The 24,297-nt window shown below is 74.2% G+C and carries 22 protein-coding genes; 9 read left to right on the plus strand and 13 right to left on the minus strand.

What is annotated here, in order from left to right:
* Nucleotides 1–9: 9 nt before the first annotated feature.
* On the plus strand, nt 10–426 hold the full coding sequence (locus O7542_RS11010; RefSeq protein ID WP_281606166.1) for an ASCH domain-containing protein: 417 nt from the start codon (nt 10–12) through the stop codon (nt 424–426).
* A 13-nt stretch (nt 427–439) separates the two neighbouring features.
* Here O7542_RS11010 and O7542_RS11015 read toward each other — a convergent pair whose 3' ends face one another.
* On the minus strand, nt 440–1,567 hold the full coding sequence (locus O7542_RS11015; RefSeq protein WP_281606167.1) for a CoA transferase: 1,128 nt from the start codon (nt 1,565–1,567) through the stop codon (nt 440–442).
* Between the two features lie 111 nt (nt 1,568–1,678).
* On the opposite strand from O7542_RS11015, the gene O7542_RS11020 reads away from it, so the two are divergent.
* Nucleotides 1,679–3,079, plus strand: a complete 1,401-nt coding sequence (locus O7542_RS11020; protein ID WP_281606168.1) for an acyl-CoA synthetase — start codon at nt 1,679–1,681, stop codon at nt 3,077–3,079.
* A gap of 9 nt (nt 3,080–3,088) precedes the next feature.
* Here O7542_RS11020 and O7542_RS11025 read toward each other — a convergent pair whose 3' ends face one another.
* From O7542_RS11025 to O7542_RS11035, 3 genes are read right to left on the minus strand one after another with little or no spacing between them, the layout of a single operon-like run.
* Nucleotides 3,089–4,189 carry an FUSC family protein gene (locus O7542_RS11025; RefSeq protein WP_030502309.1) on the minus strand — a complete coding sequence of 367 codons (1,101 nt, stop codon included), beginning with the start codon at nt 4,187–4,189 and terminating at the stop codon, nt 3,089–3,091.
* Between the two features lie 33 nt (nt 4,190–4,222).
* Entirely contained in the window at nt 4,223–4,600 is a 378-nt protein-coding gene (locus tag O7542_RS11030; protein ID WP_281606169.1) for a sensory rhodopsin transducer, read from the minus strand.
* A complete protein-coding gene (locus tag O7542_RS11035; protein WP_281606170.1) occupies nt 4,597–5,799 on the minus strand; it encodes a D-arabinono-1,4-lactone oxidase in 1,203 nt (400 codons plus the stop codon). Before O7542_RS11035 ends, O7542_RS11030 begins: the two co-directional genes overlap by 4 nt.
* Before the next feature lie 52 nt (nt 5,800–5,851).
* On the opposite strand from O7542_RS11035, the gene O7542_RS11040 reads away from it, so the two are divergent.
* Together O7542_RS11040 and O7542_RS11045 are read left to right on the plus strand one after the other, a co-directional pair.
* Nucleotides 5,852–7,678: a glycoside hydrolase family 15 protein gene (locus O7542_RS11040; RefSeq protein ID WP_281606171.1), complete on the plus strand. Its 1,827-nt coding sequence runs from the start codon at nt 5,852–5,854 to the stop codon at nt 7,676–7,678.
* A 49-nt stretch (nt 7,679–7,727) separates the two neighbouring features.
* The gene (locus O7542_RS11045; protein WP_043324265.1) at nt 7,728–8,465 is read left to right on the plus strand and encodes a zf-HC2 domain-containing protein; all 738 of its coding nucleotides are present in this window, start codon (nt 7,728–7,730) and stop codon (nt 8,463–8,465) included.
* A 28-nt stretch (nt 8,466–8,493) separates the two neighbouring features.
* On the opposite strand, the gene O7542_RS11050 is transcribed toward O7542_RS11045, so the two are convergent.
* Together O7542_RS11050 and O7542_RS11055 are read right to left on the minus strand one after the other, a co-directional pair.
* A complete protein-coding gene (locus O7542_RS11050) occupies nt 8,494–9,060 on the minus strand; it encodes a sigma-70 family RNA polymerase sigma factor (protein WP_043324268.1) in 567 nt (188 codons plus the stop codon).
* A gap of 153 nt (nt 9,061–9,213) precedes the next feature.
* Complete coding sequence (locus O7542_RS11055) at nt 9,214–9,690, minus strand: molybdenum cofactor biosysynthesis protein (RefSeq protein ID WP_166456238.1); 477 nt, start codon at nt 9,688–9,690, stop codon at nt 9,214–9,216.
* A 91-nt stretch (nt 9,691–9,781) separates the two neighbouring features.
* Here O7542_RS11055 and O7542_RS11060 point away from each other — a divergent pair, with 91 nt between their 5' ends.
* Entirely contained in the window at nt 9,782–11,020 is a 1,239-nt protein-coding gene (locus tag O7542_RS11060; RefSeq protein WP_281606172.1) for a hypothetical protein, read from the plus strand.
* Between the two features lie 209 nt (nt 11,021–11,229).
* Here the strand turns inward: O7542_RS11060 and O7542_RS11065 are convergent, their stop codons facing one another.
* From O7542_RS11065 to O7542_RS11085, 5 genes are all read right to left on the minus strand, one after another.
* Nucleotides 11,230–12,315, minus strand: coding sequence for a PIN domain-containing protein (locus tag O7542_RS11065; protein ID WP_281606173.1), 1,086 nt, complete (start codon nt 12,313–12,315; stop codon nt 11,230–11,232).
* 35 nt (nt 12,316–12,350) lie between these two features.
* Nucleotides 12,351–12,575, minus strand: coding sequence for a DUF3040 domain-containing protein (locus O7542_RS11070; RefSeq protein ID WP_064446063.1), 225 nt, complete (start codon nt 12,573–12,575; stop codon nt 12,351–12,353).
* 241 nt (nt 12,576–12,816) lie between these two features.
* The gene (locus O7542_RS11075) at nt 12,817–14,406 is read right to left on the minus strand and encodes a DHA2 family efflux MFS transporter permease subunit (protein ID WP_043324274.1); all 1,590 of its coding nucleotides are present in this window, start codon (nt 14,404–14,406) and stop codon (nt 12,817–12,819) included.
* A gap of 312 nt (nt 14,407–14,718) precedes the next feature.
* Nucleotides 14,719–15,348, minus strand: coding sequence for a DUF305 domain-containing protein (locus O7542_RS11080; protein WP_281606174.1), 630 nt, complete (start codon nt 15,346–15,348; stop codon nt 14,719–14,721).
* Nucleotides 15,333–16,082 (minus strand): lytic polysaccharide monooxygenase, encoded by a 750-nt coding sequence (locus O7542_RS11085; RefSeq protein ID WP_113973967.1) that lies wholly within the window; start codon nt 16,080–16,082, stop codon nt 15,333–15,335. Before O7542_RS11085 ends, O7542_RS11080 begins: the two co-directional genes overlap by 16 nt.
* 244 nt (nt 16,083–16,326) lie before the next feature.
* Between O7542_RS11085 and O7542_RS11090 the strand changes: the two genes are divergently transcribed.
* Nucleotides 16,327–18,384: a cellulose binding domain-containing protein gene (locus O7542_RS11090; RefSeq protein ID WP_281606175.1), complete on the plus strand. Its 2,058-nt coding sequence runs from the start codon at nt 16,327–16,329 to the stop codon at nt 18,382–18,384.
* Nucleotides 18,385–18,391: 7 nt separating this feature from the next.
* Here O7542_RS11090 and O7542_RS11095 read toward each other — a convergent pair whose 3' ends face one another.
* On the minus strand, nt 18,392–19,240 hold the full coding sequence (locus O7542_RS11095; protein WP_281606176.1) for a phosphatase PAP2 family protein: 849 nt from the start codon (nt 19,238–19,240) through the stop codon (nt 18,392–18,394).
* Nucleotides 19,241–19,314: 74 nt separating this feature from the next.
* Entirely contained in the window at nt 19,315–20,955 is a 1,641-nt protein-coding gene (locus O7542_RS11100) for an MDR family MFS transporter (RefSeq protein WP_281606177.1), read from the minus strand.
* Between the two features lie 121 nt (nt 20,956–21,076).
* On the opposite strand from O7542_RS11100, the gene O7542_RS11105 reads away from it, so the two are divergent.
* The 3 genes from O7542_RS11105 to O7542_RS11115 all read left to right on the plus strand — a co-directional run bounded on the left by O7542_RS11105 (nt 21,077) and on the right by O7542_RS11115 (nt 24,172).
* Nucleotides 21,077–21,667: a TetR/AcrR family transcriptional regulator gene (locus tag O7542_RS11105; protein ID WP_281606178.1), complete on the plus strand. Its 591-nt coding sequence runs from the start codon at nt 21,077–21,079 to the stop codon at nt 21,665–21,667.
* 87 nt (nt 21,668–21,754) lie between these two features.
* A complete protein-coding gene (locus O7542_RS11110) occupies nt 21,755–23,086 on the plus strand; it encodes a low temperature requirement protein A (RefSeq protein ID WP_210883226.1) in 1,332 nt (443 codons plus the stop codon).
* 21 nt (nt 23,087–23,107) lie between these two features.
* The gene (locus tag O7542_RS11115; RefSeq protein WP_064446069.1) at nt 23,108–24,172 is read left to right on the plus strand and encodes an SRPBCC domain-containing protein; all 1,065 of its coding nucleotides are present in this window, start codon (nt 23,108–23,110) and stop codon (nt 24,170–24,172) included.
* Nucleotides 24,173–24,297 lie beyond the last annotated feature (125 nt).

Consider the following 24,297-nt stretch of genomic DNA (forward strand, 5'->3'; position numbering starts at 1 on the left):
CTGCCGGGCATGGATGCCGCGCTGCCCACGTTCGAGTTCGCCTTCCCCGGCCCGCTGCGCGACCAGCTCGTCGCCGCGGTGCTCGACGGGAGCAAGAGCACCACTACCGCGCTGGTCCAGGACTACGAGATCGACGGCGAGCCACTGCCGGCCGTCGGCAGCCGCTCGGCGGTCATCGACTCCGACAGTCGGCCGGTGGCGGTGATCGAGCTGGTCGAGGTCCGCGTCGCCCGCCTCGGCGACGTCGATCTCGACCACGCGCGGGACGAGGGCGAGGGCTACGAGTCGGTCGCCGCCTGGCGGGCCGGCCACGAGCGGTTCTGGCACGGCGAGGACTACCGCGGCTGGCTCGGCGACCCCACGTTCACCGTCGACGACGACACCATGGCCGTGCTGGAACGCTTCCGCCTGGTCGAGACGCTCTGACCGCGCGCCCGGCTCAGGGGGCGGCGAGCCAGGCGCGCAGCTGGTCGCCGTGCTCGTCCAGCTCCGGGGGCGGCAGCTCGTAGCGCGGCGGGGTTCCGGACAGGCCGATCGGGTTGCGGATCCCCGGCACGCCGCCGGTCGTCACCACCGGCTCCAGGCCCAGCCCCTCCGCCAGCGCCACCCCCTCGGCCACCGAGTTGATCGGGCTGCACGGCACGCCCGCCGCGCGCAGTTCGCCGAACCACTCCGCGCTGCCGCGCCGGGACAGCGCCGCCACCAGCAGCGGCCGCAGCTCGTCGCGGTGCGCAACGCGGTCGGCGTTGCGCCGGAACCGCGCGTCGCCGGCCAGCTCCGGCACGCCCAGCACCCGGCAGAGGGTACGGAACTGCCCGTCGTTGCCGGCGATCACCACCAGTTCGCCGTCGGCGGTGGGCAGCGGCTCGTACGGCACGATGCTCGGATGCGCGTTGCCCATCCGGTGCGGCTGCGCGGCCCCGGCCACGTGCGCGCTGGTGTGGTTGACCAGCCCGGACAGCGCCGAGGAGAGCAGGTCCACCGTGACGTGCTGCCCGCGCCCGGTCTCCTCGCGGTGCCGCAGCGCGGCCAGGATCCCGACCGCCGCGTGCAGCCCGGCGATCACGTCGAACACCGCGACGCCGGCCTTGTAGGGCGGGCCGTCCGCGTCCCCGGTGAGGCTCATCAGCCCGGCGGCGGCCTGCACCATCAGGTCGTACCCGGGCAGGTCGGCGCCCCCGGCGGCGCCGAAGCCGCTGATCGAGGCGTACACCAGGCGGGCGTTGCGGGCGGTGACCGTGTCGTGGTCGAGGCCGAAGCGGCGCAGCGCGCCCGGACGGAAGTTCTGGATCAGCACGTCGGCCCGGTCGGCCAGCCGGTGCGCCAGCGTCAGGTCGCCGGGGTCGGTCAGGTCGAGCACCAGTGAGCGCTTGTTGCGGTTGACCGCCAGGTAGTAGGTGGAGACGTCGTCGCGGACCGGGGGCCGCCAGCCGCGGGTGTCGTCGCCGCCCGGTGACTCCACCTTGACCACGTCCGCGCCGAGGTCGGCCAGGAGCATCGTCGCGTACGGTCCGGCGAGGATGCGGGAGAAGTCGGCGACCAGCACCCCGTGCAACGGATCCGACATGCCGACCCCTTTCTCGCCGCCGACCACGATGACACATTCCTGACGGCCCACCCGGCCGGGGTGGGCCGTCCGGCTACGGTCGCCTCGGGGACGTACCGGAAAGGGGTGCCCGTGCCGCTGCTCAGCCGGCTCGCCGAAGCCACCGACGAGCGCCCGGGCGCGATCCGGGTGCAGGACCGCTCGCTGTCCTGGGTGGAGCTGCGCCGGGCGGCCACCGCGGTCGCCGACGACCTGCGCGGCGCGGCCCGGGTGGCGGTGCCCGCGACGGCGACCCTGGAGACGGTGGTCGGCGTGGTCGGCGGGCTGCTCGCCGGCGCGGCGGTGGTGCCGGTGCCGCCCGACGCCGGACCGATGGAACGCGACCACATCCTGCGTGACTCCGGCGCGGAGGTGCTGCTGGCGGCGCCGGGCACACGGAAAGCCCATTCGCCGCCGCTCGTGCCGCTGGACCTGGCCCGGCGCTCGGACACCAGCCATCCCGAGCCCGACCCGGCGGCCACCGCGCTGATCCTCTACACCAGCGGCACCACCGGCGCGCCCAAGGGCGCGATGCTGTCCCGCCGCGCGGTCGCCGCCTGCCTGGACGGGCTCGCCGACGCCTGGGCCTGGACACCGGACGACCTGCTGGTCCACGGGCTGCCGCTGTTCCACGTGCACGGGCTGGTGCTGGGCGTGCTCGGCCCGCTGCGCGTCGGCAGCCGCCTGCGCCACGTCGGCCGTCCCCACCCCGAACGGTACGCGGCGGCGGGCGGCTCGCTGTACTTCGGCGTACCCACGATCTGGTCGCGGATCGCGGCGCAACCCGCGGCGGCGCGGGCGCTGCGCGGCGCCCGGCTGCTCGTGTCCGGCAGCGCGGCGCTGCCCGATCCGGTCTTCGCGGCGCTGGCCGGGCTGACCGGGCACCGGCCGCTGGAGCGGTACGGCATGACCGAGACGCTCGTGACGGTGAGCGCCCGCGCGGACGGTCCCCGGCGGCCCGGCACCGTGGGTGTGCCGCTGCCCGGCGTGCACACGCGGGTGCGGGACGAGCACGGCGACCCGCTGCCGGCGGACGGCGCGGCCATGGGTGAGCTGCAGGTACGCGGCGGCACGCTGTTCGACGGTTACCTGAACCGGCCGGACGCCGACGCAGCCGGTCGCACCGCCGACGGCTGGTTCCGCACCGGCGACGTCGCCACGGTCGACCCGGACGGCGTCCACCGCATCGTCGGCCGGGCCGCCACCGACCTGATCAAAAGCGGCGGGTACCGGATCGGGGCCGGCGAGGTGGAGGACGCGCTGCTGGCCCACCCGGGTGTGCGGGAGGCGGCGGTGGTCGGCACGCCCCACCCCGACCTGGGGCAGCAGGTGACCGCGTACGTGGTCGGCGACGGCGTGGCCGAGGCCGAGCTGATCGACTTCGTGGCGCGGCACCTGTCCGCGCACAAGCGTCCCCGGCAGGTGCGGCTGGTCGGCGCGCTGCCCCGCAACGCGATGGGCAAGGTGCAGAAGACCCTGCTGACCGAGGCGTGAGTGGCCCTCTCAGCGGGCCGCTGCCGCGCGGCGGACCTGACGGCGGGCCTCGTCCGCCGGCACGCCTGTGGCACGCAGCAGGTCGTTGGCGACGGTCCGCAACTGCGAGACCACGATGGTGCCGGAGAAGCCGATCTCCTGCCGGCACGCCTCGCCCGCGTCGCGGACCGCGCGCAGCACCCGCTCCCGGGCGGCGGCCGGCTCCTCGGCGGCCAGGAACGCCCGGTGCAGCAGCCGAATCGCCTCGCTGAAGTGCTCCAGCGCGGCGGGCAGGTGCGGCGGCACCGGCTCCCGGTCCCGTAACGCGGTGCCGATGCGGCGCACCATGCCCCGGCTGTTGCGGAACGCCCGGTCCAGGTGCTCGGCGCCGTGCCGATACGCGGCCAGGGCGCGTCGTCGCCGCCAGCGCACCGGGGAGAACCGGACCACCTCGTCGGCGGCGCCGACCATCTCGTCGATCCGGTCCAGTTCCGTCTCGGCGGCGCGCATCCGGGCCAGCACCTCGTCGGCCGCGCGCACGTCGGCGTGTGCAAGCGCCTCCGCCGACGCGGTCATCTGACTGGCGAACGTGTCGAGCGCCGGGTCTGCCACGCGGCGGACCGCGCGCAGCGGGTTCAGCGGCGCGATCACCAGCACCACGAGCAGGCCGACGGCGCCGCCGACGAGCGCGTTGAGGGTCCGGGGCAGCTCCAGGTCGGGCGACACCGGGGTCAGCGTGGCGACCAGCACCGCCGTACCGCCGGCCTGGGTGACGAGCGCGCCGGTACCGCGTACGAGCACCGCCGCGGAGACCGCCAGGAACACGATCACGCCGGTCTGCCACGGCCCGGTGCCGAACAGATGCACCAGCAGGTCACCGACGACGATGCCGAGGACCACCCCGACCACCAGCTCCACGGTCCGCCGGGTGCGGTTGCCGAGCGAGGCGGCGATGACGCTGACCGCCGCGGCCGGCGCGAACGTCGGGTCGGGGTTGCCGAGCACCTCGCGGGCCACCGTCCAGGCCAGCGTGGCCGCGAGGCCGGCCTGGACCGCCACGATGAAGTACGTGCCCAGTCGCCGGCGGCTGGACCGCCCGGCGTCGCGTACCCGGTCGACGGCATCCCGCATGCGGCCGGGTACCCGCGGTCGCCCGCCCGAACCTCACCCGGGGTACGCCATCGTGCCGGTCAGCGCCACCACGCCGGGCAGCCGGGTGTCCTGGCGCAGGAACTGCACCACCACCGGGACCGGGGAACGCAGCACGCAGCCGTACGGGCGGTCCAGTCGCACCGCCTCCGGGTCGATCAGGTCGTTCACCCGTACGTGCCGGATCCGGCGGGCGCCGACCAGTAGCCGGTACGGTCCGACCGGTTCGACGTCCTGGTAGTAGAAGTCCAGCTCCAGCTCGGCGTCCTCGTCGGCGGCGTTGAGCACGCAGAGCTGGTCGAAGGCGTTGAACGCCGGTTCCGGGCCGTGCGCGGGGAACGGCACGTGCCCGCCCGGCACCACCCAGACCCGGGCGCCGACCGGCGCGCTCACGACTCCTCCAGCAGCCGGGCCAGGTCCGGGGTGAGGAACACCCCGTCCGGGTCGAGCCGGCGGCGCACCGCCTGGAAGTCGTCCCAGCGGGGATAGAGGGGACGCAACTCCCGCGCGCCGAGCCAGTGCTTCTTGCCCCAGTGCGGGCGTCCGCCGTAGTGCCGGAACACCGCCTCCATGTCCCGGAAGTACTCGTCGTACGGCAGCGAGGTGTTCTGCAGGCAGGCGATCGTGGTGGTGGGGCGGCCGTAGGCGTTGCTGAGCCAGATGTCGTCGGCGGCGATGGTGCGGACCAGGACCCGCCAGGCGGCCACCCGGCGGTGCCGGTCGCGCACCCGGCGGCGTACCTCGGCGAAGCAGGCCGGGAACGCCTCCGACGGCAGCATGTACTCGATCTCCTCGAAGCGCAGCTCCCGGTGCCGGGGAATGGTGCGGTGGGTGGGCCCGACCTGGCTCTGCCGCGGCTCGCCGTCCGGCAGCCGGGGCTGTGCCCGGTCCGGCGCGGCGTCCGTGTCGGTGCGGTTGATCACGCGGATCTGCGTCTGGTCGCTGCGCGGATACCAGTAGAAGTCCATGTTGCGGTTGGTGTGCTGCAACTCGGCGAGATGGTCCAAGGTCCAGTCCAGGTGCGCGCACCACGAGCGGCGGTGCAGCTGGTAGCTCGGCTGCACGTCGAGCGTGACCCGGGTGACCACGCCGAGCGCGCCGAGGGAGAGGCGGACGGCCGGCAGCAGCTCCGGGTTGCGCCGCGCGTCGACGTCCAGCACGTCCCCGGTGCCGGTGACCAGGCGTACGCCGGTGACCTGGGTACTCAGGTTGCCGAAGCCCAGACCGGTGCCGTGGGTGCCGGTGGCGGTCGCCCCGGCGATCGACTGGTAGTCGACGTCGCCCAGGTTGTCCATGGCCAGCCCGGCGTCGTAGAGCCCTTCGCCCAGCGCCCGCAGCTTCGTGCCGGCCCACGCGGTCGCGACCCGCCCGTCGTCGGAGATCACCCCGGCCATCCGGTCCAGGCTCAGCAGGATCCCGTCGGTACGCACCAGCGGGCTGGACGAGTGCCCCGAGCCGACCGGCCGGACGGTCGCGCCGCTCTCGCGGGCACGGCGCACCAGCGCGCGTACCTCGGCCTCGTCGGCGGGCTCGGCCCGGTCCGCCGGTGTGAAGCGGAGACTGCCGGACCAGTTCACGAACTCGCGTGTCACAGCGGCCCCTCCCCGACCCGCTTACCCGTGCCCGCCCCGGGTAGTCACCGCCGTGCCCGAGTCGCCGCCGTCGTTCCCGCCGATCGACGCGTACGCGTTCCTGTCCGACACGCACACCACGGCGCTGGTCGCGCCGGACGGGGCGGTCGAGTGGTTCTGCGTACCGGACGCGGCGGGCGACGCGGTCGCGGCCCGGCTGCTCGACCGGGACGCGGGCGGCCGGTTCACGCTCACCGTCGCCGGCTGCCCGGCGCCGCGGCGCCGCTACCGGCCGGACACGCTGGTGCTGGAGAACGGCTGGGCCGCCCCGTCCGGCGCGGCGGCCGGCGAGGACCTGCTCGCGGTCCGGCCCGGCGCCGCCGACCGGCCGATCCACGCCGAGCGGGTGCTGGTGCGCCGACTGCGGGTCACCGACGGTGTGCTGCGGGTCCGCGCCGAGCTGACGCCCCGCCCCGGGTACGGGGCACGCCCGGTGCGCTGGCGGCGCGACGGTACCGGCTGGCACGCCGACGGCACGCCGCTGCGGCTGCGCACCGACCTGCCGGTCACCGTCGAGGGCGGCACGCTCGTCGCCGAGGCGGAGCTGCGCGCCGGGCAGGACGCCACGCTGCTTCTCGGGTACGCCGACCCGGTGCCCGCCCTCGCCGACGCCGAGGAGCTGACCGAGCGGACCGCCGACAGCTGGCGGGCGTGGTCGGCGCGCGGCGACTACACGGGCTTCGCGGCCGGCGCGGTCCGGCACAGCGCCCTGGTGCTGCGCGGCCTGTCCTACGACGAGACCGGCGCGCTGCTGGCCGCCCCGACCACATCGCTGCCCGAGGAGATCGGCGGGGTCCGCAACTGGGACTACCGCTTCACCTGGCACCGGGACGCGGCGCTGCTGCTGCTCGCGCTGTTCCGCCTGGGCCACGCCGAGGAGGGCCGCCGCTATCTGCGGTTCCTGCTCGGCATCTGCGCGCGGCAGCATCCGCTCGCGCCGCTCGTCGGCATCCACGGCCACGCCACCGAGGAGCGTGAGCTGCCGCACCTGTCCGGCTACGCCGGCTCGGCGCCGGTGCGGGTCGGCAACGAGGCGGCGAACCAGATCCAGTTCGACACGTACGGGCACATCCTCGACGCGGCGCTTGCCTACCAGCTGCTCACCGGCGAGCTGACCGGCCCGCAGTGGGCGCTGCTGCGGCGGCACGTCGAGACCATGGCGGAGCGCTGGCGGGAACCGGACCACGGGGTGTGGGAGATCCGCGGCCCGTGCCGGCACTACGTCTACTCGAAGGTGATGACCTGGGTCTGCCTGGACCGGGGCATCCGCCTCGCCGGGCTGCTCGGCGACGGCGCCGCGCCGGTGGACCGGTGGCGCCGGGAACGTGACGCGCTGCACGCCGAGGTGCTCGACCGCGGGTACGACGAGCGCGCCGGCAGTTTCGTCATGGCGTACGGCGGGACCGAGCCGGACGCCTCGCTGCTGCGGATGCCGCTCGTCGGGTTCCTGCCCGGCGACGACGCCCGGGTGGTCGCCACCGTCGAACGGATCCGCGCCGACCTCGCCGTCGCGCCCGACCTGATCCGGCGCTACCGGGCCGACGACGGGCTGCCCGGCACCGAGGGGGCGTTCCTGCTCTGCTCCTTCGAGCTGGTCTCGGCGCTGGTACTGGCCGGCCGGCACGGCGAGGCGCGGGACATCTTCGACCGGCTGGCCGGCCGGGCCGGGCCGCTCGGCCTGCATCCGGAGGAACGCGCGCCCGACGGCACGGCGCTGGGCAACTTCCCGCAAGCGTTCACCCATCTGGCACTGATCGAGGCTGCGCTGAACCTGGACTCGGCGGGCGACCGTGACGCGCTGCACGCGTGGGCGGAACGGTCAGCGGCCGCGGCGGCGTGACCGGCACCCCGCCGGGAACCAGCGCGCCCCTCCCGACGACTATCCCTGTATGGCGTGTGAGCAGTGGCGGGAAATCCTGTCGGCACAGCTGGACGGTGAGGCGTCCCGCTCGGAGATCGAGGCGGCCGAGGCGCACCTGACCGGCTGCGCCGGCTGCCGGGGCTGGTTCGACTCGGCCGCGGCGGTCACCCGGCGGGCCCGTACGCAGCTCGCCCCGCGCGTACCCGACCTGGTCGACGCGGTGCTCGCCGCCGCGCCGCCGCCCCGGCCGAGCCGCCGCCAGCGGATCGCGCTCGGACTGCGCGGGGCGCTCGGGCTGCTCGGCGCGGTGCAGCTCGTACTCGGCCTGGCCCAGATCGGCCGGGAGGCGGTGGTCGCGCACGCCCACACCTCCGGCCAGCACCTGTGGCACGAGTCGGCGGCGTGGAACGTAGCAGTCGGCGCCGGGTTCCTCTACGTGGCGGCACGCCGGACCACGCCGTCCGGCCTGCTGCCGATGCTCAGCGCGTTCGTCGCCACGCTGGTGCTGCTGTCGGTGAACGACCTGATCACCGGTCAGGTCGCGATGACCCGGCTGGTCAGCCACGGCTTCCTGCTGGTCGGCTGGGCCGTGATGCTGGTGCTGTCCCGGCCGGGCTGGCGCCCCGGCGACACGCCGCCCGGGCGGGGCCGGTCGAGCGGATCGCGGTGGGCGCTGCGCACCGAGGAACCGGCCGCGCCGGCGCCGCTGCGGCTGGTGCAGCCGGGCCCGTACCCCGCACAGGCCCGCAACCGGCGCGCGGCCTGAACCGCCGGACGGCCGGGGCCCGCGGGTGTCAGCGGGCCCGGCGGTCACGGACGTCGCCGGACCAGGCGGCGGCCAGGTCCTCCCGGGCGCGGGCGACCCGTGACCGGATCGTGCCGACCGGGCAGCCGCACACCTCGGCGGCCTCGGCGTAGGACAGGCCCAGCACCTGGGTGGCCACGAACGCCTCCCGGCGGTCCGGGGCGAGCGCCGCGATGAGCCCGCGCAACACCACCCCGTCGTCCCCGCCGCGGGTCACCGCCCCGGCCGCCTCGGCGGCGGCCTGCCAGTCCGCCAGCGCGGCCGTCCGGGGCCGCGCGGTCGCCGCCCGCACGTGGTCCACCGCGACCCGGCGGGCGATGGTGAAGACCCAGGTACGCGCCGACGACCGGCCCGCGAAGCCGGGCAGGCTGCGCAGCGCGCGCAGGAACGTCTCCTGGGCCAGGTCGTCGGCCTCGGCCGGCCCGGCCAGGTGGGCGAGGAACCGCCACACCGGCGCCTGGAGGGCACGGACGAACGCGGCAGCGGCCAGCCGGTCACCACGGGCGGCGCTCCGGGCCCACCCGGTCACCTGCTCGTCGTCGGCGTCCGGGCTCATCCTCGGCCGGCCCGCCGGCCCGACATCGTCATGCCCGACGGTACGGATCCGCTGCCCGCTCGGTTCATCCCTGGCGTCCCTCCTGCCACCGGGCCTGACTGTCGGCGACCTCCGGTTGGTCGGCCGGCGGGCGGGAAAAGTTCCCGAACCGGGTCAGTCGTCGTCGACGGAGACGGTGACCGGCCCGACCCGCAGGACGCCGTCGGTGAGCGGCGCGCAGCGCACACCGCCCCGGCGACGCATCGCCTTCCAGGTGCCGGGCGCGACCACCACGTCGAGCCAGGCGCACGGCGGCGCGGCCCGGTGCACCCGCAGGCGGACCGGACCGTCGCCGGAGTCGAGCGTGAGCACCCGGCCGACCAGCTCGTCCACCGGGATGCCGTCGGTCAGCACGTTGCGCCGCAGCTGGGTGAGGTCCGCCCCGGGCGGCAGCGACTCCCGCGCGATCAGCGTGACGCTCGCCTGCCGGTGCGCCGGGCGGCTGAAGTAGCGGTCCCCGACGATGCCGAGCCCGGCGCGCACCTCCACCCGCTCGACCAGTTCACCCGGCGGCGCGGGGGCGGGCCCGTCCGCGGGGCGGCCCACGTACCGGTGCACGGGCGAGGCCAGCAACTGGACGATCCGCGGCATGCCCCGAAGTGTAATCGCGGGCATACCACCGCCAAACCGGACGATAGCCGCACTCACGTATCCGCGCAGTGGGCAGGCCGTTGTACCAGGTGTGACGGCGAGGCGACCCGACGCGATCGGGGCTCATCTCCGGCGGCGGCTGTCCTGGGCGCGGCGCGAGAACGAGCGCCGGCGCCAGGCGTACGAGACGGCGGCGCGGGCCTGGCGGCGGCGCGCGGAGCACCTCGACCGGCTGCGGATCGAGGCGGCCGGCTTCCACGGGTGCGTCCTGACGGGCACCCCGCTACCGGTGCCACTGGACGACGGTGAGGTCGTCTACCGCATCCTGCCCACCGTCGACCTCGTCGAGGCCACGGCCCGGCACCTACCCGGACTGCCGGTGCCGGACGGCACGCTCGCCGGATGTCTCGACCCGGCCGAGGGCCCGCTACCGGCCGGGCTGCGCGTGATCGCCAGCGGCGCCGCCGTGGTGACCGACCGGCGGGTCGCCTTCACCGGGCCCGGCGTCGGCCGGGAGTGGCCCCTGCCGACTCTGCGCGGACTCGGGCACCACCCCGGCCGTCCGGTCACCCTGCTGCACGGCACGGACGGCGGCGCACCGGCGGGTCTGCGCGTGCCGGCGCCGGGCGCGGCGAACGCCCGGTTCTACCTCACCCTGGCCCACGCCGACGCCACCGGTACGCGCACCGCGGTGGTGGAGGACGTCGAGGCGCTGTGGTCCGCCCACCGGGCCGCCCGGCCCCGCCCACCCCGGCCACTCGGGCCGTGGGACGCCCCCGCCGAACGGGCGCTCCCCCAGCGGCTGGCCGCGGCGGGCGTCGCAGCGATGGCCGTACTGCTGGGCGTCACCTCCGCCGGCACCTGGACCGCGACCGCCGGGCAGACCGACCCGGCAGCCCGAACCGCGACCCACCCGGCGACCGCACCCCCACCGGCCGTTTCGTCAGTGCCGCCCGTGGCGACCCCGGTCAACCCGTCGTCTCCCCCCGCGTCCCGGCCGCCCCGGCCCGCGCCGCGACCTCCGGCCGCCGGTTCGGGTGATCGGGTCCCCACCACCGCGCCACCTGCCGCCGGATCCCCGTCGACGCACGTGAGCGGCCGTACGCCCGTGATCGTCGAATCGTCCGACCCACCCGCAGGCCAGGTGACACCGGCGCCGAGCGTGAGCCCGACGGCTGATCCGGTTCCGACCGGCGAGCCCGATCCGACAGCGGAGCCGAGCCCGTCCGCCGCATCCGCCGAGCCGAGCATCCTGGACCTGGTGGGCCTGCACCTCGGCCTGGCCGTCGGTTCCGGCGCAACAGCCCAGCAAGACGCAACCCTCCCCTGACCCCGCCCCACGCTCGCCGCTCTCCCACTTCCCCGCCGCCCTTCCCTCGGCGTCGCCACGCCCACCCTCGCGGTGATCGCGCCCTCGCCCTCGTCGATCTTGCACTTAACGCCCCTAAGATGCCGGCTTCGCCCCGCTTTGAGCAGGCCACAAGTGCAAGATCGCGGGGGTGAGGGGCCGGGGAGGGCGAGGGGCGGGTGGGGTGGGGATCAGGGGGTATGGGGGGTCAGGAGGTAGTCGCCGTCTTCGGGGCTCCAGCGCAGCTCCACCGCGCCGCCCGTCGCGGCCGCCTTGCAGAACTGCAGGAAGCTGCGATATCCGAGCTTCTTCTCGCTGAAGTCGGGCCGGGCCCGCCGGAGCTGGTCCTTCAGCCCGGACAGCGCGACCGCGCCGCCCTCCCCGGCCAGGTCCACCACCACTGATCGCAGCAGCCCGAACGCGACGTCCCGGTCGCCCTGTTCGGGAAGCGACACCTCCGGGTCGCCCTTCGCCGGCCCCGCCGCCAGCTCCACCACGTTGCGCGCGGCGAGGTGGCGCAGCAGCTCGCCGAAGGTACGGAAGCCGTAGTCGGACTCGCTGAACGTCGGGTCCTTGCGCAGCAGCGCGCGCTTGAGCGCGGACGCGGTCACGTCACCGCTGGAGCTGCCCTGCATGCCGGCCACCGTCTGAACGAGCTGGACGGCGAGCGTGTCGACGTCCCGGGCCCGCCCCTCCTCGCCCGCAGCGGCTTCCGGCGCGACCTCCGCCACCGGTTCCGCCACCGGCCCGGGCGGCGCCGTCCGGGCCGGACGCGACCGGCGGGCGGACGGCGGCGGCACGTCGACGCCTTCGAGGCGGTCGTAGTAGAGGAACTCGTCGCAGGCCGGCGGCAGCAACGCCGAGGTGGACTTCTCCACCCCCACACCGATCACCCGCTTGTTGAGTTCGCGCAGCTTGTGGACCAGCGGGGTGAAGTCGCTGTCGCCGGTGCAGATCACGAACGTGGAGATGTAGCCGCGCTCGAACGCCAGCTCGACCGCGTCCACAGCCATCTTGATGTCCGCGGCGTTCTTGCGGGAGGCGCCCATGCGCTGCGGGATCTCGATCAGCTCGACGTGCGACCGGGTGAGCATCCGCCGGTCCTCGTCGAAGTACGACCAGTCCGCGTACGCCCGGCGCACCACCACCCGCCCCCGCTCGGCGAGCGCGTCGGCGATCGGCCGGAAGTCGAACGCACCACCACCGTGGTGGTCGCGTACGCCCAGGGCCAGGTTCTCGTAGTCGAGGAACAGCGCGATCCGGTCTTCGTGATCCACACTGGCAGCCTAGCCCGGCCGGACCGCCGCGCCGGTCAGCGCCGCTCGTCGCGGTAGACGGTCTCGCGGCGGGCCAGCCGCTGGATCGCGTAGCTGCTGACCAGGAGCAGCAGCGCCAGCACCACCTCGACGCCGGCCACGGTGCCGCTGGCGACGGTGAGCCCGAGCAGCAGCAGGATGAGCCCGACGACGGCGAGCAGGCCCGCCAGCAGCATGCGGTTACGCCGTCGCGCCGACCGCTGCGCGTCGTCTGCGCTCACGCTGCCCGCCTCTCCCCGCCGGCCCCCTGTGCCGATCGTAGGCGCTCGTCACGGCCCCGGTGGCGGGTTGGCCCCGCCGGCACGGTCCCGGCGGCGAAAGCCACGCCGACACGGCCGGGCGGGCCGACAGCGCGAGGACACCGGCGGGTGGCCGACAACGCGCCCACCCGGCACGGCGGGCGGCACCGCACCGATGTGGCGCGGGGCCGGACGCTCAGGCGTCCGGCCCCGGTCACGGCGGTCAGTGGATCGGCAGCGCCATCGGCTGCTTGTCCTCGCCCGTCTCGCCGTCGAGCAGGTGCGACGGCTCACGCCGGCGCGGCAGGAAGGCGGCCGGGACGAAGGTGAGCAGCACCAGCCCGAACGCGACCCAGAACGTGGTCGAGAAGGCGCCCGCGGCGTAGTCGAGCCCCCGCTCGATGAGCGACGGCGGCACCGGGAACTGCTGGATCAGCTCGGGCCGCTGCTGTGCGGCGATGGCGAGCTGGGATTCGGTCAGCGGGGCGCCGGTGCCCGGGTCGGTCACGCCGGGGATGGGCCGCGAGCCGTTCAGCTCGCTGGTGAGGATGACCGACATGATCGCGGCGCCGATCGATCCGCCGATCTGCTGGAGGATGTTGACCAGCGTGGAGCCGCGCGCCACCTCGGCGGCGCTGAGCGTCTTCAGCGCCGAGGTCATGATCGGCATCATCGTGCCGCCCATGCCGAGGCCCATCACGAACAACGAGCCGCAGAGCAGCCAGTACGAGGTGTCGGTGCCGAGCTGCGTGAAGGTGAAGAACCCGGCCGCGATGAGCACCAGCGCGAAGGGCACCGTCCGGCCGACCGGCACCCGGTCGGCGAGCGTGCCCGCGATCGGCATGGTCAGCATGGCGCCGATGCCCTGCGGCGCGATCAGCAGGCCCGCGGCGAGCGTCGTCTCGCCGCGTACCTGCAGGAAGTAGCTCGGGAACAGCAGGCCCGCGCCCATGAACGCGATGATGAACACGAACATGGTGATCGAGGCGATGGTGAGGTTGCGGTTGCGGAACAGCCGCAGGTCGAGCAGCGGGTGGCGGGGCCGGAACGAGTAGGCCACGAAGGCGACCACGAGCGCGCCGCCGGCCAGCATCGGCAGCCAGACCTTGGTGTCGGCGATCGTGCCGGTCTCGGGCAGCGTGGAGATGCCGTACAGGAACAGGGCCAGACCCGGCGACAGCATCAGCATGCCGAGGAAGTCGAACGCCTGGGACGGCTCGGCGTTGTCCTTCGGCAGCGCGAGCTGGGCGTAGATCAGCGCGACCACGCCGATCGGCAGGTTGATCAGGAAGATCCAGTGCCAGCTGGCGACGTCGATCAGCCAGCCGCCGAGGATCGGGCCGGTGATCGGGCCGAGCAGCATCGGGATGCCGAGCACTGCCATCAGGCGGCCGATGCGGTGCGGGCCGGCGGCCCGGGTCATGATCGTCATGCCGAGCGGCATGAGCATGCCGCCGCCGAGGCCCTGGACCACACGCCAGGCGATCAGCTCGCCGATCGAGTCGGCGGTGGCGCAGAGCCCGGAGCCGATGGTGAACAGCGCCAGCGCCACCATGTAGAGGCGTTTCGTGCCGAACCGGTCGGCGGCCCAGCCGCTGAGCGGGATCACCGTGGCCAGCGCGAGCGTGTAGCCCGTCATGGTCCACGCGACGCGCGCGTACGAGGCGTCGAACTCGCTCTGGAACGTCGGGAGCGCCACGCTGACGACTGTCACGTCGAGGATCGACATGATCGCGCCGAGCACGACGACGCCGGCCACCTTGAGCACCGCGGCGTCGAGCTTTGTCGACGTCGCGACGGGTTGCTGGGTCACTAACGGTCTCCTGGATCCGGTTCGGCTGCCGAAGGCGGTGGGGGTCGCCACGCACCGTCCGGGCGCGGGCGGAACGCGCGGCGGGGCGACGTCCGGCGGGAAGCCTAACCACGACCGGCGACAGACCGGGGCGAATTATGCCGACGGACGAGGCGTCCCGGGCCTGCGCACGGCCGTACGGCGGGCCGGCGGCTCACGGAAAAGGGTGGTTGCGCGCCGATTCGTGAACCTCGGCGGGGCTGTGGGCGCTCCGGCGACGTGACGAAGGTCATCACACGTCCGGGCAGCTCGCAGGCCTGCCAGCGCGCTGTTTCAGCCCATCCGGCCCATCAGTTCGATCTCCGCGGTCCGGGAGCGCTCGATCCGGCGGGCCAGCTCGCGTACCCGCTCGCTGGTGCCGGCGGCGACCTGGGCGCGGGCCAGGTCGGCCGCGGTGCGCTGGTGCCGGCTCAGCACGTCGACCAGCACGCGGTCGGCGTCGGCGGGCGCGGCGGCGCGCAGCCGGGCCAGTCCGGCGGCGGCGTCGCTGTGCCCGGAGTGGTCGTGCCGGGCGGCCGCGGCGGCGGCCGACGGGCCGGCGTCGCGCAGCCACACGCGCATGGTGGCCAGCTCGTCGGTCTCGGTGGCCCGCACGGCGTCGATCAGCGTGCGGATGCGGGGGTCGGTGACGCGGTCCAGACCGAGCCGGACGATCTCCAGTGTCTGCTCCGTGTGGGCCACCATCATGGCCAGGAACAGGGCGTCGATCCCGCTGACCGTGGCGTCCGTGCCGGCCGAGACCGAAGCTGTGGCGGACGGGACCGGCGGGGACGGATCGGCCGCGGGCGGGCCGCCGCATCCGGCCAGGGTCAGCACCACGCCGAGCAGCGCCGCGGACGCGCGGCGGAGCCGGGGACCGGCCGGCTCCGCCGCGCGGGTACGCGGGCTCAGATCTGCTGCCACAGCGCCGGCACGTTCGGCGGCTCCCAGCCGGCGATGGCGGTGTGCGCCTGGCGGCAGCGGTAGGTGCGGCCGTCGTAGGTCACCGTGTCGCCGACCTGGTACGCCCGTCCGGCCGTCCACGTGCCGCCCGGCGCCGGCGTGCTGGTCCGGGTGGGCGTGGGCGAGGGCGCGGGGGTGGTCGGCGCCGCCGTCGGCGTGGGCGACGGGGTCGGGTTGCCGCCACCGCCGCCGATCTGCAGGTCGACGCAGGAGTAGAAGGCGTTGGCGGTGTCGGAGATGTTCCAGATGGCGAGCAGTTTCTGCCGGCCGGAGAAGCCGCCGAGGTTGACCGTGTGCGACACGGTCGCGCCGGGCTGACGGCCACCGCCGTCGACCACGGCGACCCGGGTGCCGCCGATCCAGTACTCCCAGTTGGCGGTGGCGTGGCGGGCGGTGTTGACCCAGGTGAACGTGACGGTGCTGCCGACCGAGGTGGCCGGCCAGTTGCGGCTGTCGTCGTTGAGGACCGCGAACTGGGCGATGCCGGCGTGGCAGCTGCGCAGGCCCTTGGGGCCCTCGACGCTCTGCGGCTCGTACTTGATCTGGCCGCAGTCGGGCACCCGGTTCTGCGCGCACAGCGCCTGGCGGCTGGGCGGCGAGGAGACGTAGCCGTGGGCCTGCGCGGGCGCGGCGAGCGCCAGCGTGCCGGTCACGGCTCCTGCGGTAAGCAGCGGGAGGGTGATTCTTCGACGCATGGTGGCAACTCCTTCAGGGGGAACGGAAGGTGCCCCGAACATAAATTAAACATTGTTTACAGTAAAGACTCCTGTCTATAAATTAAGCCCTGCACTCCCCGACGCCGGGCGTATGATCCTCGTCGATGGCTCGCCGCGCGGAGCCGATCGTCGTTCCTGGGCATCCCGCCGCCGCCAGGCGTCCGGGAGGACGACGCAGACCGGGCATCGCCTCGTCGTCCCACTCCCCGGAGGACACCCCCGCATGAGGAGAACCACCGCGTTCGCGGCCAGCCTGCTGCTGCTCGCCACCGCGCTCAGCACCGTCGGCGGACCGGTCGCCGCCGCCGACCCCACCGACCCGGTCACCGTCACCGTGAACACCCGCGCCGGGCTGGCCACGGTCCCGGAGACCGCGCTCGGCGTCAACCACGCCATCTGGGACTCGCAGCTCGGCAGCGCCGAGACGTCCGACCTGCTCAAGGCCGCGGGTGTGAAGATGCTGCGCTACCCCGGCGGCTCGTACGCCGACATCTACCACTGGGAGACGCACACCGCGCCCGGCGGCTACGTCGCGCCGAACACCGACTTCGACACGTTCATGGCCGGCGCCCGCCGCGTCGGCGCCCAGCCGATGATCATCGCGAACTACGGCACCGGCACGCCCGCCGAGGCCGCCGCCTGGGTCCGGTACGCCAACGTCACAAAGGGCTACGGCGCCAAGTGGTGGACCGTCGGGAACGAGAACTACGGCAACGGCCACTACGGCTCGGCCTGGGAGGCCGACGACCACCCGGACAAGAGCGCCGCCCAGTACGCGCGGCTGGTGATCGAGTACGCCGACGCGATGAAGGCGGTCGACCCGAGCATCAAGGTCGGCGCGGTGCTCACCATGCCCGGCAACTGGCCGGACGGGATCACCGCCGGCTCCGACCCGGGCCCGTGGAACCAGACCGTGCTCTCCCTCGCCGGCCCGAAGATCGACTTCGTGGACGTGCACTGGTACCCCGGCGGCAACGCCGCCGACTCGCTGGCCCGGACCAACCACCTGCCCGAGGCGGCCTGGCTGCTGCGCCAGCAGATCGCCAGGTACGCCGGCCCCGGCGCGGACCGGATCGGGATCAGCTTCACCGAGCTGAACGTGGACGCCGGCCGCACCACCGCGCCCGGCGCGCTGTTCCTGGCCGACGCCTACAGCGGCCTGCTGGAGCAGGGCGTCTTCACGGTGCAGTGGTGGAACGTGCACAACGGCATCGGCACCGTCTCCGAGGTGGCCGGGCAGACCGACTACGGCGACTTCGGGCTGCTGTCCAGCGGCAACTGCACCAGCGACGGTGAGGTGTGTCAGCCGGCGTTCAACACCCCGTTCGCGCCGTACCACGCGCTGTCCATGATGAACCTGTTCGCCCGGCCCGGTGACCAGCTCGTCCGCGCCGGGACCGACGAGCCGCTGGTCGCCGCGCACGCGGTCCGGCGGCCGGACGGCAGCGTCGCGGTCCTGCTGCTGAACAAGGACCCGGACAACGCCCACCCGGTGGCACTCGACTACGCCGGTTTCACCCCGGCCGACGAGGCGCCGACAGTGCACACGCTTGCCAACGGCGCGACCGGGATCAGCACCGACCGCTCGGGCAGCGCCACCGTGCGCACGCTGCCGCCGTACTCGCTGACCACGCTCGTGCTGCGACCGGCCGGCAGCTCGGCCGGGCGGCCCGGCGCCCCGGGCCGGCCGACGGCGGGCGCGGTGACCGACCGTGCGGCGACCATCTCCTGGCCGGCGGCCACGCCGGGCGCGTCCCCGATCGCCAAGTACGAGGTGCACCGGCAGTACGGCGCGGTGAGCGAGCAGCTCGGCGAGACCGCCGGCACGTCGCTGACGGTGGGCAACCTGGAACCGGGCGCCCGCTACACGGTCAACGTGCTCGCCCGGGACACGGCCGGGCGGGTCTCCTGGTCGTCCCCGCCGCTGACGTTCGCCACCGGCAGCCCCGCCGAGAGCTCCTGCGCGGTGCGGTTCAACGACGACAACGACTGGGGCAACGGGTACGTGGCGAACGTCGAGGTGATCAACACCGGCGCGAAGGCCGTCGACGGCTGGACGCTGACCTGGACCTGGCCGACGGCCTGGCAGCAGGTGAGCAGCGGGTGGAGCGCCACCTGGGACCAGCAGGGCCGCAACGTCCGGGTGACGCCCACCGCCGACAACCGGCGGCTCGCCGCCGACGGCGGGAGCACGACCGTCGGGTTCGTCGGCGCGTACAGCGGGCCGAACGTGCCGCCGGGCGCGTTCCGCCTCAACGGGACGGTCTGCACGCTGCGCTGACCGGCCCTCAGCCCCGCCCGGGAGGGCGCAGCCGCGCGTCGGCCGCCGCCGGGACCCGCGGGTTCCGGTGGTGGCCGGCGCGGCGCGGCGCCGGCACCACGTGCGGGCGCACCGGTCCGGCTGCCTCGACGAGCGCGGGCCGGTCCGGCGCGGGCCGGGGCAGCACGGCCAGGATCGCCACGAGCAGCGCGACCGAGACGAGCCCGTCGAGCCAGTAGTGGTTGCCGGTGACCACCACCACGAGCGCTGTCGCCAGGGGGTGGAGCAGCCAGAGCCAGCGGAGGCGTCCGGTGGTGACCGCCATCAGCGCCAGCGCGATCGCCAGCGCCCAGCCCACGTGCAGCGACGGCATGGCCGCGTACTGGTTGCTGAGCTGGTCGGTGTCGGGCGGTCCGTAGACGCTCGGGCCGAACCGGGTGCCGGTGTCGACCAGACCGGTGAGCTCGGTCAGCCGGGGCGGCGCGAGCGGGACGCACACGTGCAGCACCAGCGCCACCGCGGTCAGCGCCGCCAGGGCGCGCCGCAGCCGCAGGTAGTGGGCCGGGCGGCGCAGCCAGAGCCAGACCAGGCAGAGCACGGTGGCCGGGAAGTGGACGAAGGCGTAGTAGCTGTTCGCCAGCCGCATCAGGATCTCGTGCGACAGCAGCGGCCCCTGCACCGCCGCCTCGGCGGGCAGGCGCAGCAGCCGCTCCAGCCGCCAGATCCACTCGCCGTTGGCGACCGCCACCTCGGCGTGGTCGGCCACCACCTGCCGGCCCGCCTTGTAGGCGAGGAAGAGCACGGCGACGAGCGCCAGCTCACGCGCGGCCCGCCGCCATGCGGCCAGGCGCGGCGGCGCGGCCCGCGTGATGTCCACGACTCCTCCTTCGGTGCCTAATGGCACGGATCAGGGCCGCCGCCGGGGTCGGCGACGGCCCTGGGGGTACGGGCTCAGCGGCGGGCGCGTTCCTCCCGCCCGGCCGAGTCCACGCTCACCTCGTCGAAGGCGGGCGCGCCGTCGACGGCGTCCGCTCCCACCGCCACCGACCGGCCGGTGTCCGGCAGGTCGAGGCTGGAACGCAGGGTGACCGGGCGCAGCAGCAGCGCCGCCACGATACCCACCACCGCGATGGCGGCCGAGATCAGGAAGATGTGCCCCGTTGCGTCCCCGTACGCGGCCCGCACGATCTGCCGTACCGGCTCGGGCAGCGCGTCGAGGTTGAGCGTGCTGCCGCCGCCTCCGCCTGAGGCGGGGATGCCGGCCGCGGCGAGGTCGTGAGTGATCCGGTCGCTGACGCGGCGAGCGAGCACCGCGCCGAGCACCGACACGCCGATGGTGCCGCCGAGCGAGCGGAAGAACGCGACGCTGGCGCTGGCCGCGCCGATGTCCTTGAGCGCGACCGTGTTCTGCACCGCGAGCACCAGGTTCTGCATGGTCATGCCGACGCCGACGCCGACGATGAACATCGCGAGGCCGACGAAGACCAGCGACGTCTCGTGGTCGATGGTGCCGAGCATGGCGAACCCGACGACCAGCACGACCGCGCCGAACACGATGTACGGCTTGATCTTCCCGGTGGCCGTGATCATCCGGCCGGCCACGATCGAGGAGATCAACACGCCGACCATCATCGGGATGGTCAGCAGACCGGCCTCGGTCGGGCTGTAGCCGCGGCCGATCTGGAAGTACTGGCCGAGGAAGACCGCGCCGCCGAACATCGCCATGCCGACCGCGAGGCTGCCCAGGATCGCCAGGGCGGTGGTGCGCTCCCGGACGATGTGCAGCGGCACCACCGGCTCGGCGGCCCGCGCCTCCACCCAGACCGCAAGCGCGAGCAGCAGCACCGCGCCGCCGACCATGGCCCCGGTCTGCCAGGAGGCCCAGGCGAACGAGTCGTCGACGAACGAGATCCAGATCAGCAGCACGCTGACGCCGGCGGCGATGAGCGTGGCGCCCAGATAGTCGATCTTGACGTTCTTCCGGCGCACGGTGGGCAGGTTCAGGGTGACCTGGAGCAGGAACAGCGCGACCACCGCGACCGGTACGCCGACGAAGAAGCACCAGCGCCAGCCGAGCCAGGAGGTGTCCACGATCAGGCCGCCCAGCAGCGGGCCGCCGACGGTGGCCAGCGCCATGACGCCGCCCAGGTAGCCGTTGTAGCGGCCCCGCTCACGCGGCGGGATCATGGCCGCGATGGCGACCTGGACCAGCGCCTGGAGACCGCCGACGCCGATGCCCTGGAACGCGCGGGCGGCGATGAGCTGCCCGGCGCTCTGCGCGAAGCCGGCCGCGATCGACCCGACCAGGAACACCACGATGGCGATCTGGATCAGCAGCTTCTTGTTGAACAGGTCGGCCAGCTTGCCCCAGATCGGGGTGGTCGCGGTCGCGGTGAGCAGGGTGGCGGTGACCACCCAGGTGTACTGCGTCTGCGATCCGTTCAGCGCTCCGATGATCTTCGGCAGGGCCGTCGAGACCACGGTGCTGCTCAGCATGGCCACGAAGAGCACGAGCAGCAGACCGCTGAGCGCCTCCAGCGTCTTCCGCTTGCTCATCGGGGCGGCCTCAGCCGTCACGGTGGGTGCGCTCATGCGCGCGTCCTCCAGATGTGTCGATGCGGGTTGGCCGCTTCGTTGCCTCAAGCAATCAACACTAAACCTTGCCCGTCGGGCAACTTTGCCCATTGAGAAATGGGTCACCTAGGCTTGTCGCATGGAGGAGTGCACCGGGCTGCGCGAGCGGAAGAAGGCGGCCACGCGGCAGGCGCTGCACGAGGCGGCGCTGTCGCTCGCCGTCGAGCACGGCCCCGACCGGATCACCGTCGAGGCGATCGCCGACGCCGCGAACGTCTCCCGGCGCACGTTCTCCAACTACTTCAGCGGCAAGGAGGAGGCCCTCTTCCACGGCGACACGCTGCGGCTGCGCCGGCTCCTCGCGCTGGTCGCGCGACAACCGCCGCAGCTGCCACCGTGGGCCGCGCTGACCCGGGCCGCCCTGGCCCAGGCCGAGGACGGTTACGACGACCCGGCCGAGCCCTGGCTCAACCGGCGCCGGCGACTGCACGGTCACCCGAGCCTGGCCGCCCACCAGGTCGCCGCGTACGCGGCGCTGGAGCGCGAGATGGCCGCGGAGCTGGCCCGCCGGCTGACCGGACCGGACGCGGCGCTGCGGGCCCGGATCATCGCCGCGACGTTCCTCGCGTCCCTGCGGATTGCCGCCCACGAGTGGCTGGAGCGCCCCGGGCGCCCGTTGCGCGACGTGCTGCGCGACGTGCTCGCCCTGGCCGCCCCGGCTGCCGGCTGAGCACTCCCCCGCCCGCCGCCCGGTCGGACCGGTGGAATGGCCGGCGAAAGCGGCACCCTGCCTGACCTGGGCTGACAGACTCGCCCGGTGGGTGGCGACCGGTGGCGCAAGGGGCTCGGGCCGGCGACCGGCGTCGCCCCCGCCACCCGGGTCGACCGGTTCGAGATCTTCTTCGACCTCGTCTTCGTGGTGTCCTTCTTCATCATCACGCGGGCCACCGCCGCCAACGTGACCCCCGGGGAACTGCTGCACGCGCTGCTGGTGCTCGCCGTGCTGTGGTGGTGCTGGGTGGTGCACAGCGCGGTGGCCGCCCGGCTGCGCCTCGGCGAGGGCTTCGTGCCGATCCTCATGGTGGTCGGCATGATCGCGCTGTTCACGTTCGCGCTCGCGTTGCCGCAGACGTTCGGCGACCTGCAACAGGGCAGCGCCGGGCCGATCCTGGTCACGATCAGCTATGTGGTGATCCGGGCCGTGCACACCGCGCTGTACTGGTACGCCACGCGCGACGACCCGCCGGCCCGGCACAAGCTGCGGCTGTTCCTGCCCGAGGCGCTGGTCACCGCCACCCTGCTGCTGGTGGCGGCGCTGCTGCCGCCGCGAGTGTCCCCGGAGGTCGGCCCGTGGCTGCGCGACGGACTGTGGATCGCCGTGGTGGCCATCCAGTACAGCAGTGGTCTGCTGGCCGGCACCGACGGCTGGAAGATCACCTCGGCCGAGCACTGGACCGAGCGGTACGACCTGATCCTGATCATCGCGCTCGGCGAGTCGGTCATCTCGGTCGGCGTGGGCGGCAACCTGCTCGGCCAGCCGGTGACCTGGCCGGCGATCCCGGCGGCGATCTTCGGCATCCTGTTCACCGCCGCGCTCTGGTGGGCGCACTTCGACATGATCGGCCCGGCCGCCCGGATCGCGCTGCACGCCACCCAGGGTCACGCGCGGGTGGCGCTTGCCCGCGACGCGTACGCCTACCTCTACCTGCCCATGATCGCCGGGGTGATCCTGTTCGCGATCGGCGCCGAGGAACTGGTCCGCATCGTCACCGACCCGGCCGGCGGCCCGATGGAGCGCGGCCACGGCCCGGCGGTGCCGCTGCTCTTCGGTGGCGTGCTCGTCTACTTCGCCGCGAACATGGCGTTCCAGTGGCGCGCGCTGCGGACGCTGTCCTGGACCCGGGTCGGCGCCGTGGTCCTGCTCGCCGTGGCGCTGCCGGTCGGGCGGCACCTGCCGGCGCTCGGCGCGCTGGGTCTGCTCACCGCGATCTGCGTGGCGCTCGTGGCGGCCGAGCTGGTGATCTTCGCCGATTCCCGGATCGCGTTGCGCCGGCTCATGCACGAGGAGAAGTCGAGCGCCGAGGAGAGCGAGGCCGCCTGGCGGGCCCGCTGGCACGACGGCGGCGACAGCGCCCCGCACCGACCTTGACACAGGCCCTAGAGTCTCCGCGTGATCGAGATCGTCACCGAGGTCGACCTGTTCCACCCGCCCGCCCGGACCTGGCGGGCGTTGACGGAACGCGCGCTGCTGGCCAAGTGGTTCACCGACAGCGCGCCCGGGTCCGACCGGTGGATCCTCGCCACCGCCGCGCTGCCGGGCTACGACACCGACACCGAGGTCGAGACCGTCGAGCTGCGCGCGCCGCACCGGCTGGTCGTCCGCTGCCGGGAGGCCGACCGGGCCACCCGCCTGGCCTGCGACCTGGCCCCCACCGCACACGGCACCCGGCTGTCCGTACGCGAGGTGCTCGAAGAGGGCGACTGGGACGCCGACGCCCGCGCCGAGCAGCACGAGCAGGCGGTCACCGGACGGCTGCCGGCCATTCTGGACTGGCTGGCGTTCCAGAACGTGGACCTGCGCCGGGCCGAGGGCGGGCTGACCGCCGAACTGCCTGTGGTCCGGCTGCTCGGCGACGAACCCCGCCGGCCCGGACGGCGCCGGGCGCTGCTCGCGGCGGGCGCGGTCACGCTGCTGGCCGCGGCAGCCGGAGCAACGGTATGGACCACCGGCGACGAGCCGCCCGCCCCGGCTGCGCCGGCCCCCACGACGTCACTCGTCATGCCGTCCACCGCGACGCCCTCCGCGCGCCCCACGACCGCGCGGCCCACGCCCAGCGCCAGCCGCCGCAGCGAGTCGCCCTCGCCGACGCCGTCACCCACCCCCAGCCGTACGCCGAGCGCGACGCCCTCGACCGTGGCGGCGACGCCGCTGAGCGCCACCTACGAGACGGTGAACGACCGGATCTTCGGCTACCGGGGCGAGGTGGTGCTGCGCAATCCCGGCCCGTCACCGCGTCCGGGCTGGACGGTCACCGTGACGCTGCACGAGGGCGCCACTGTGGGCAGTGTCAGCGGAGCCGAGGCCACCCAGGACGGCACCGTGGTCACCTTCACCGGGGGCGCGTTGCCGGGCGGCGAGTCCGCCACCATCCGCTTCGACGTACGCGACCCGGACCCCCAGCACGACGCCCCCGTCGCGTGCACCGCCGACAACACCCCCTGCACCCCCGCCTGACGCCCCCACCCCTCTCCCCTCCCTTCCACGCCGTTGATCATGAAGTTAGGCCGCGGATTTGTCCGCATTGGACGCGGTCAACTTCATGATCGTCGCGTCCGGGGCGGGCGGGTGGGGGCCGCGCT

This window comes from Micromonospora sp. WMMC264, from assembly GCF_027497275.1.
In the GTDB taxonomy this organism is placed as follows: Bacteria; Actinomycetota; Actinomycetes; order Mycobacteriales; family Micromonosporaceae; genus Micromonospora; species Micromonospora chalcea.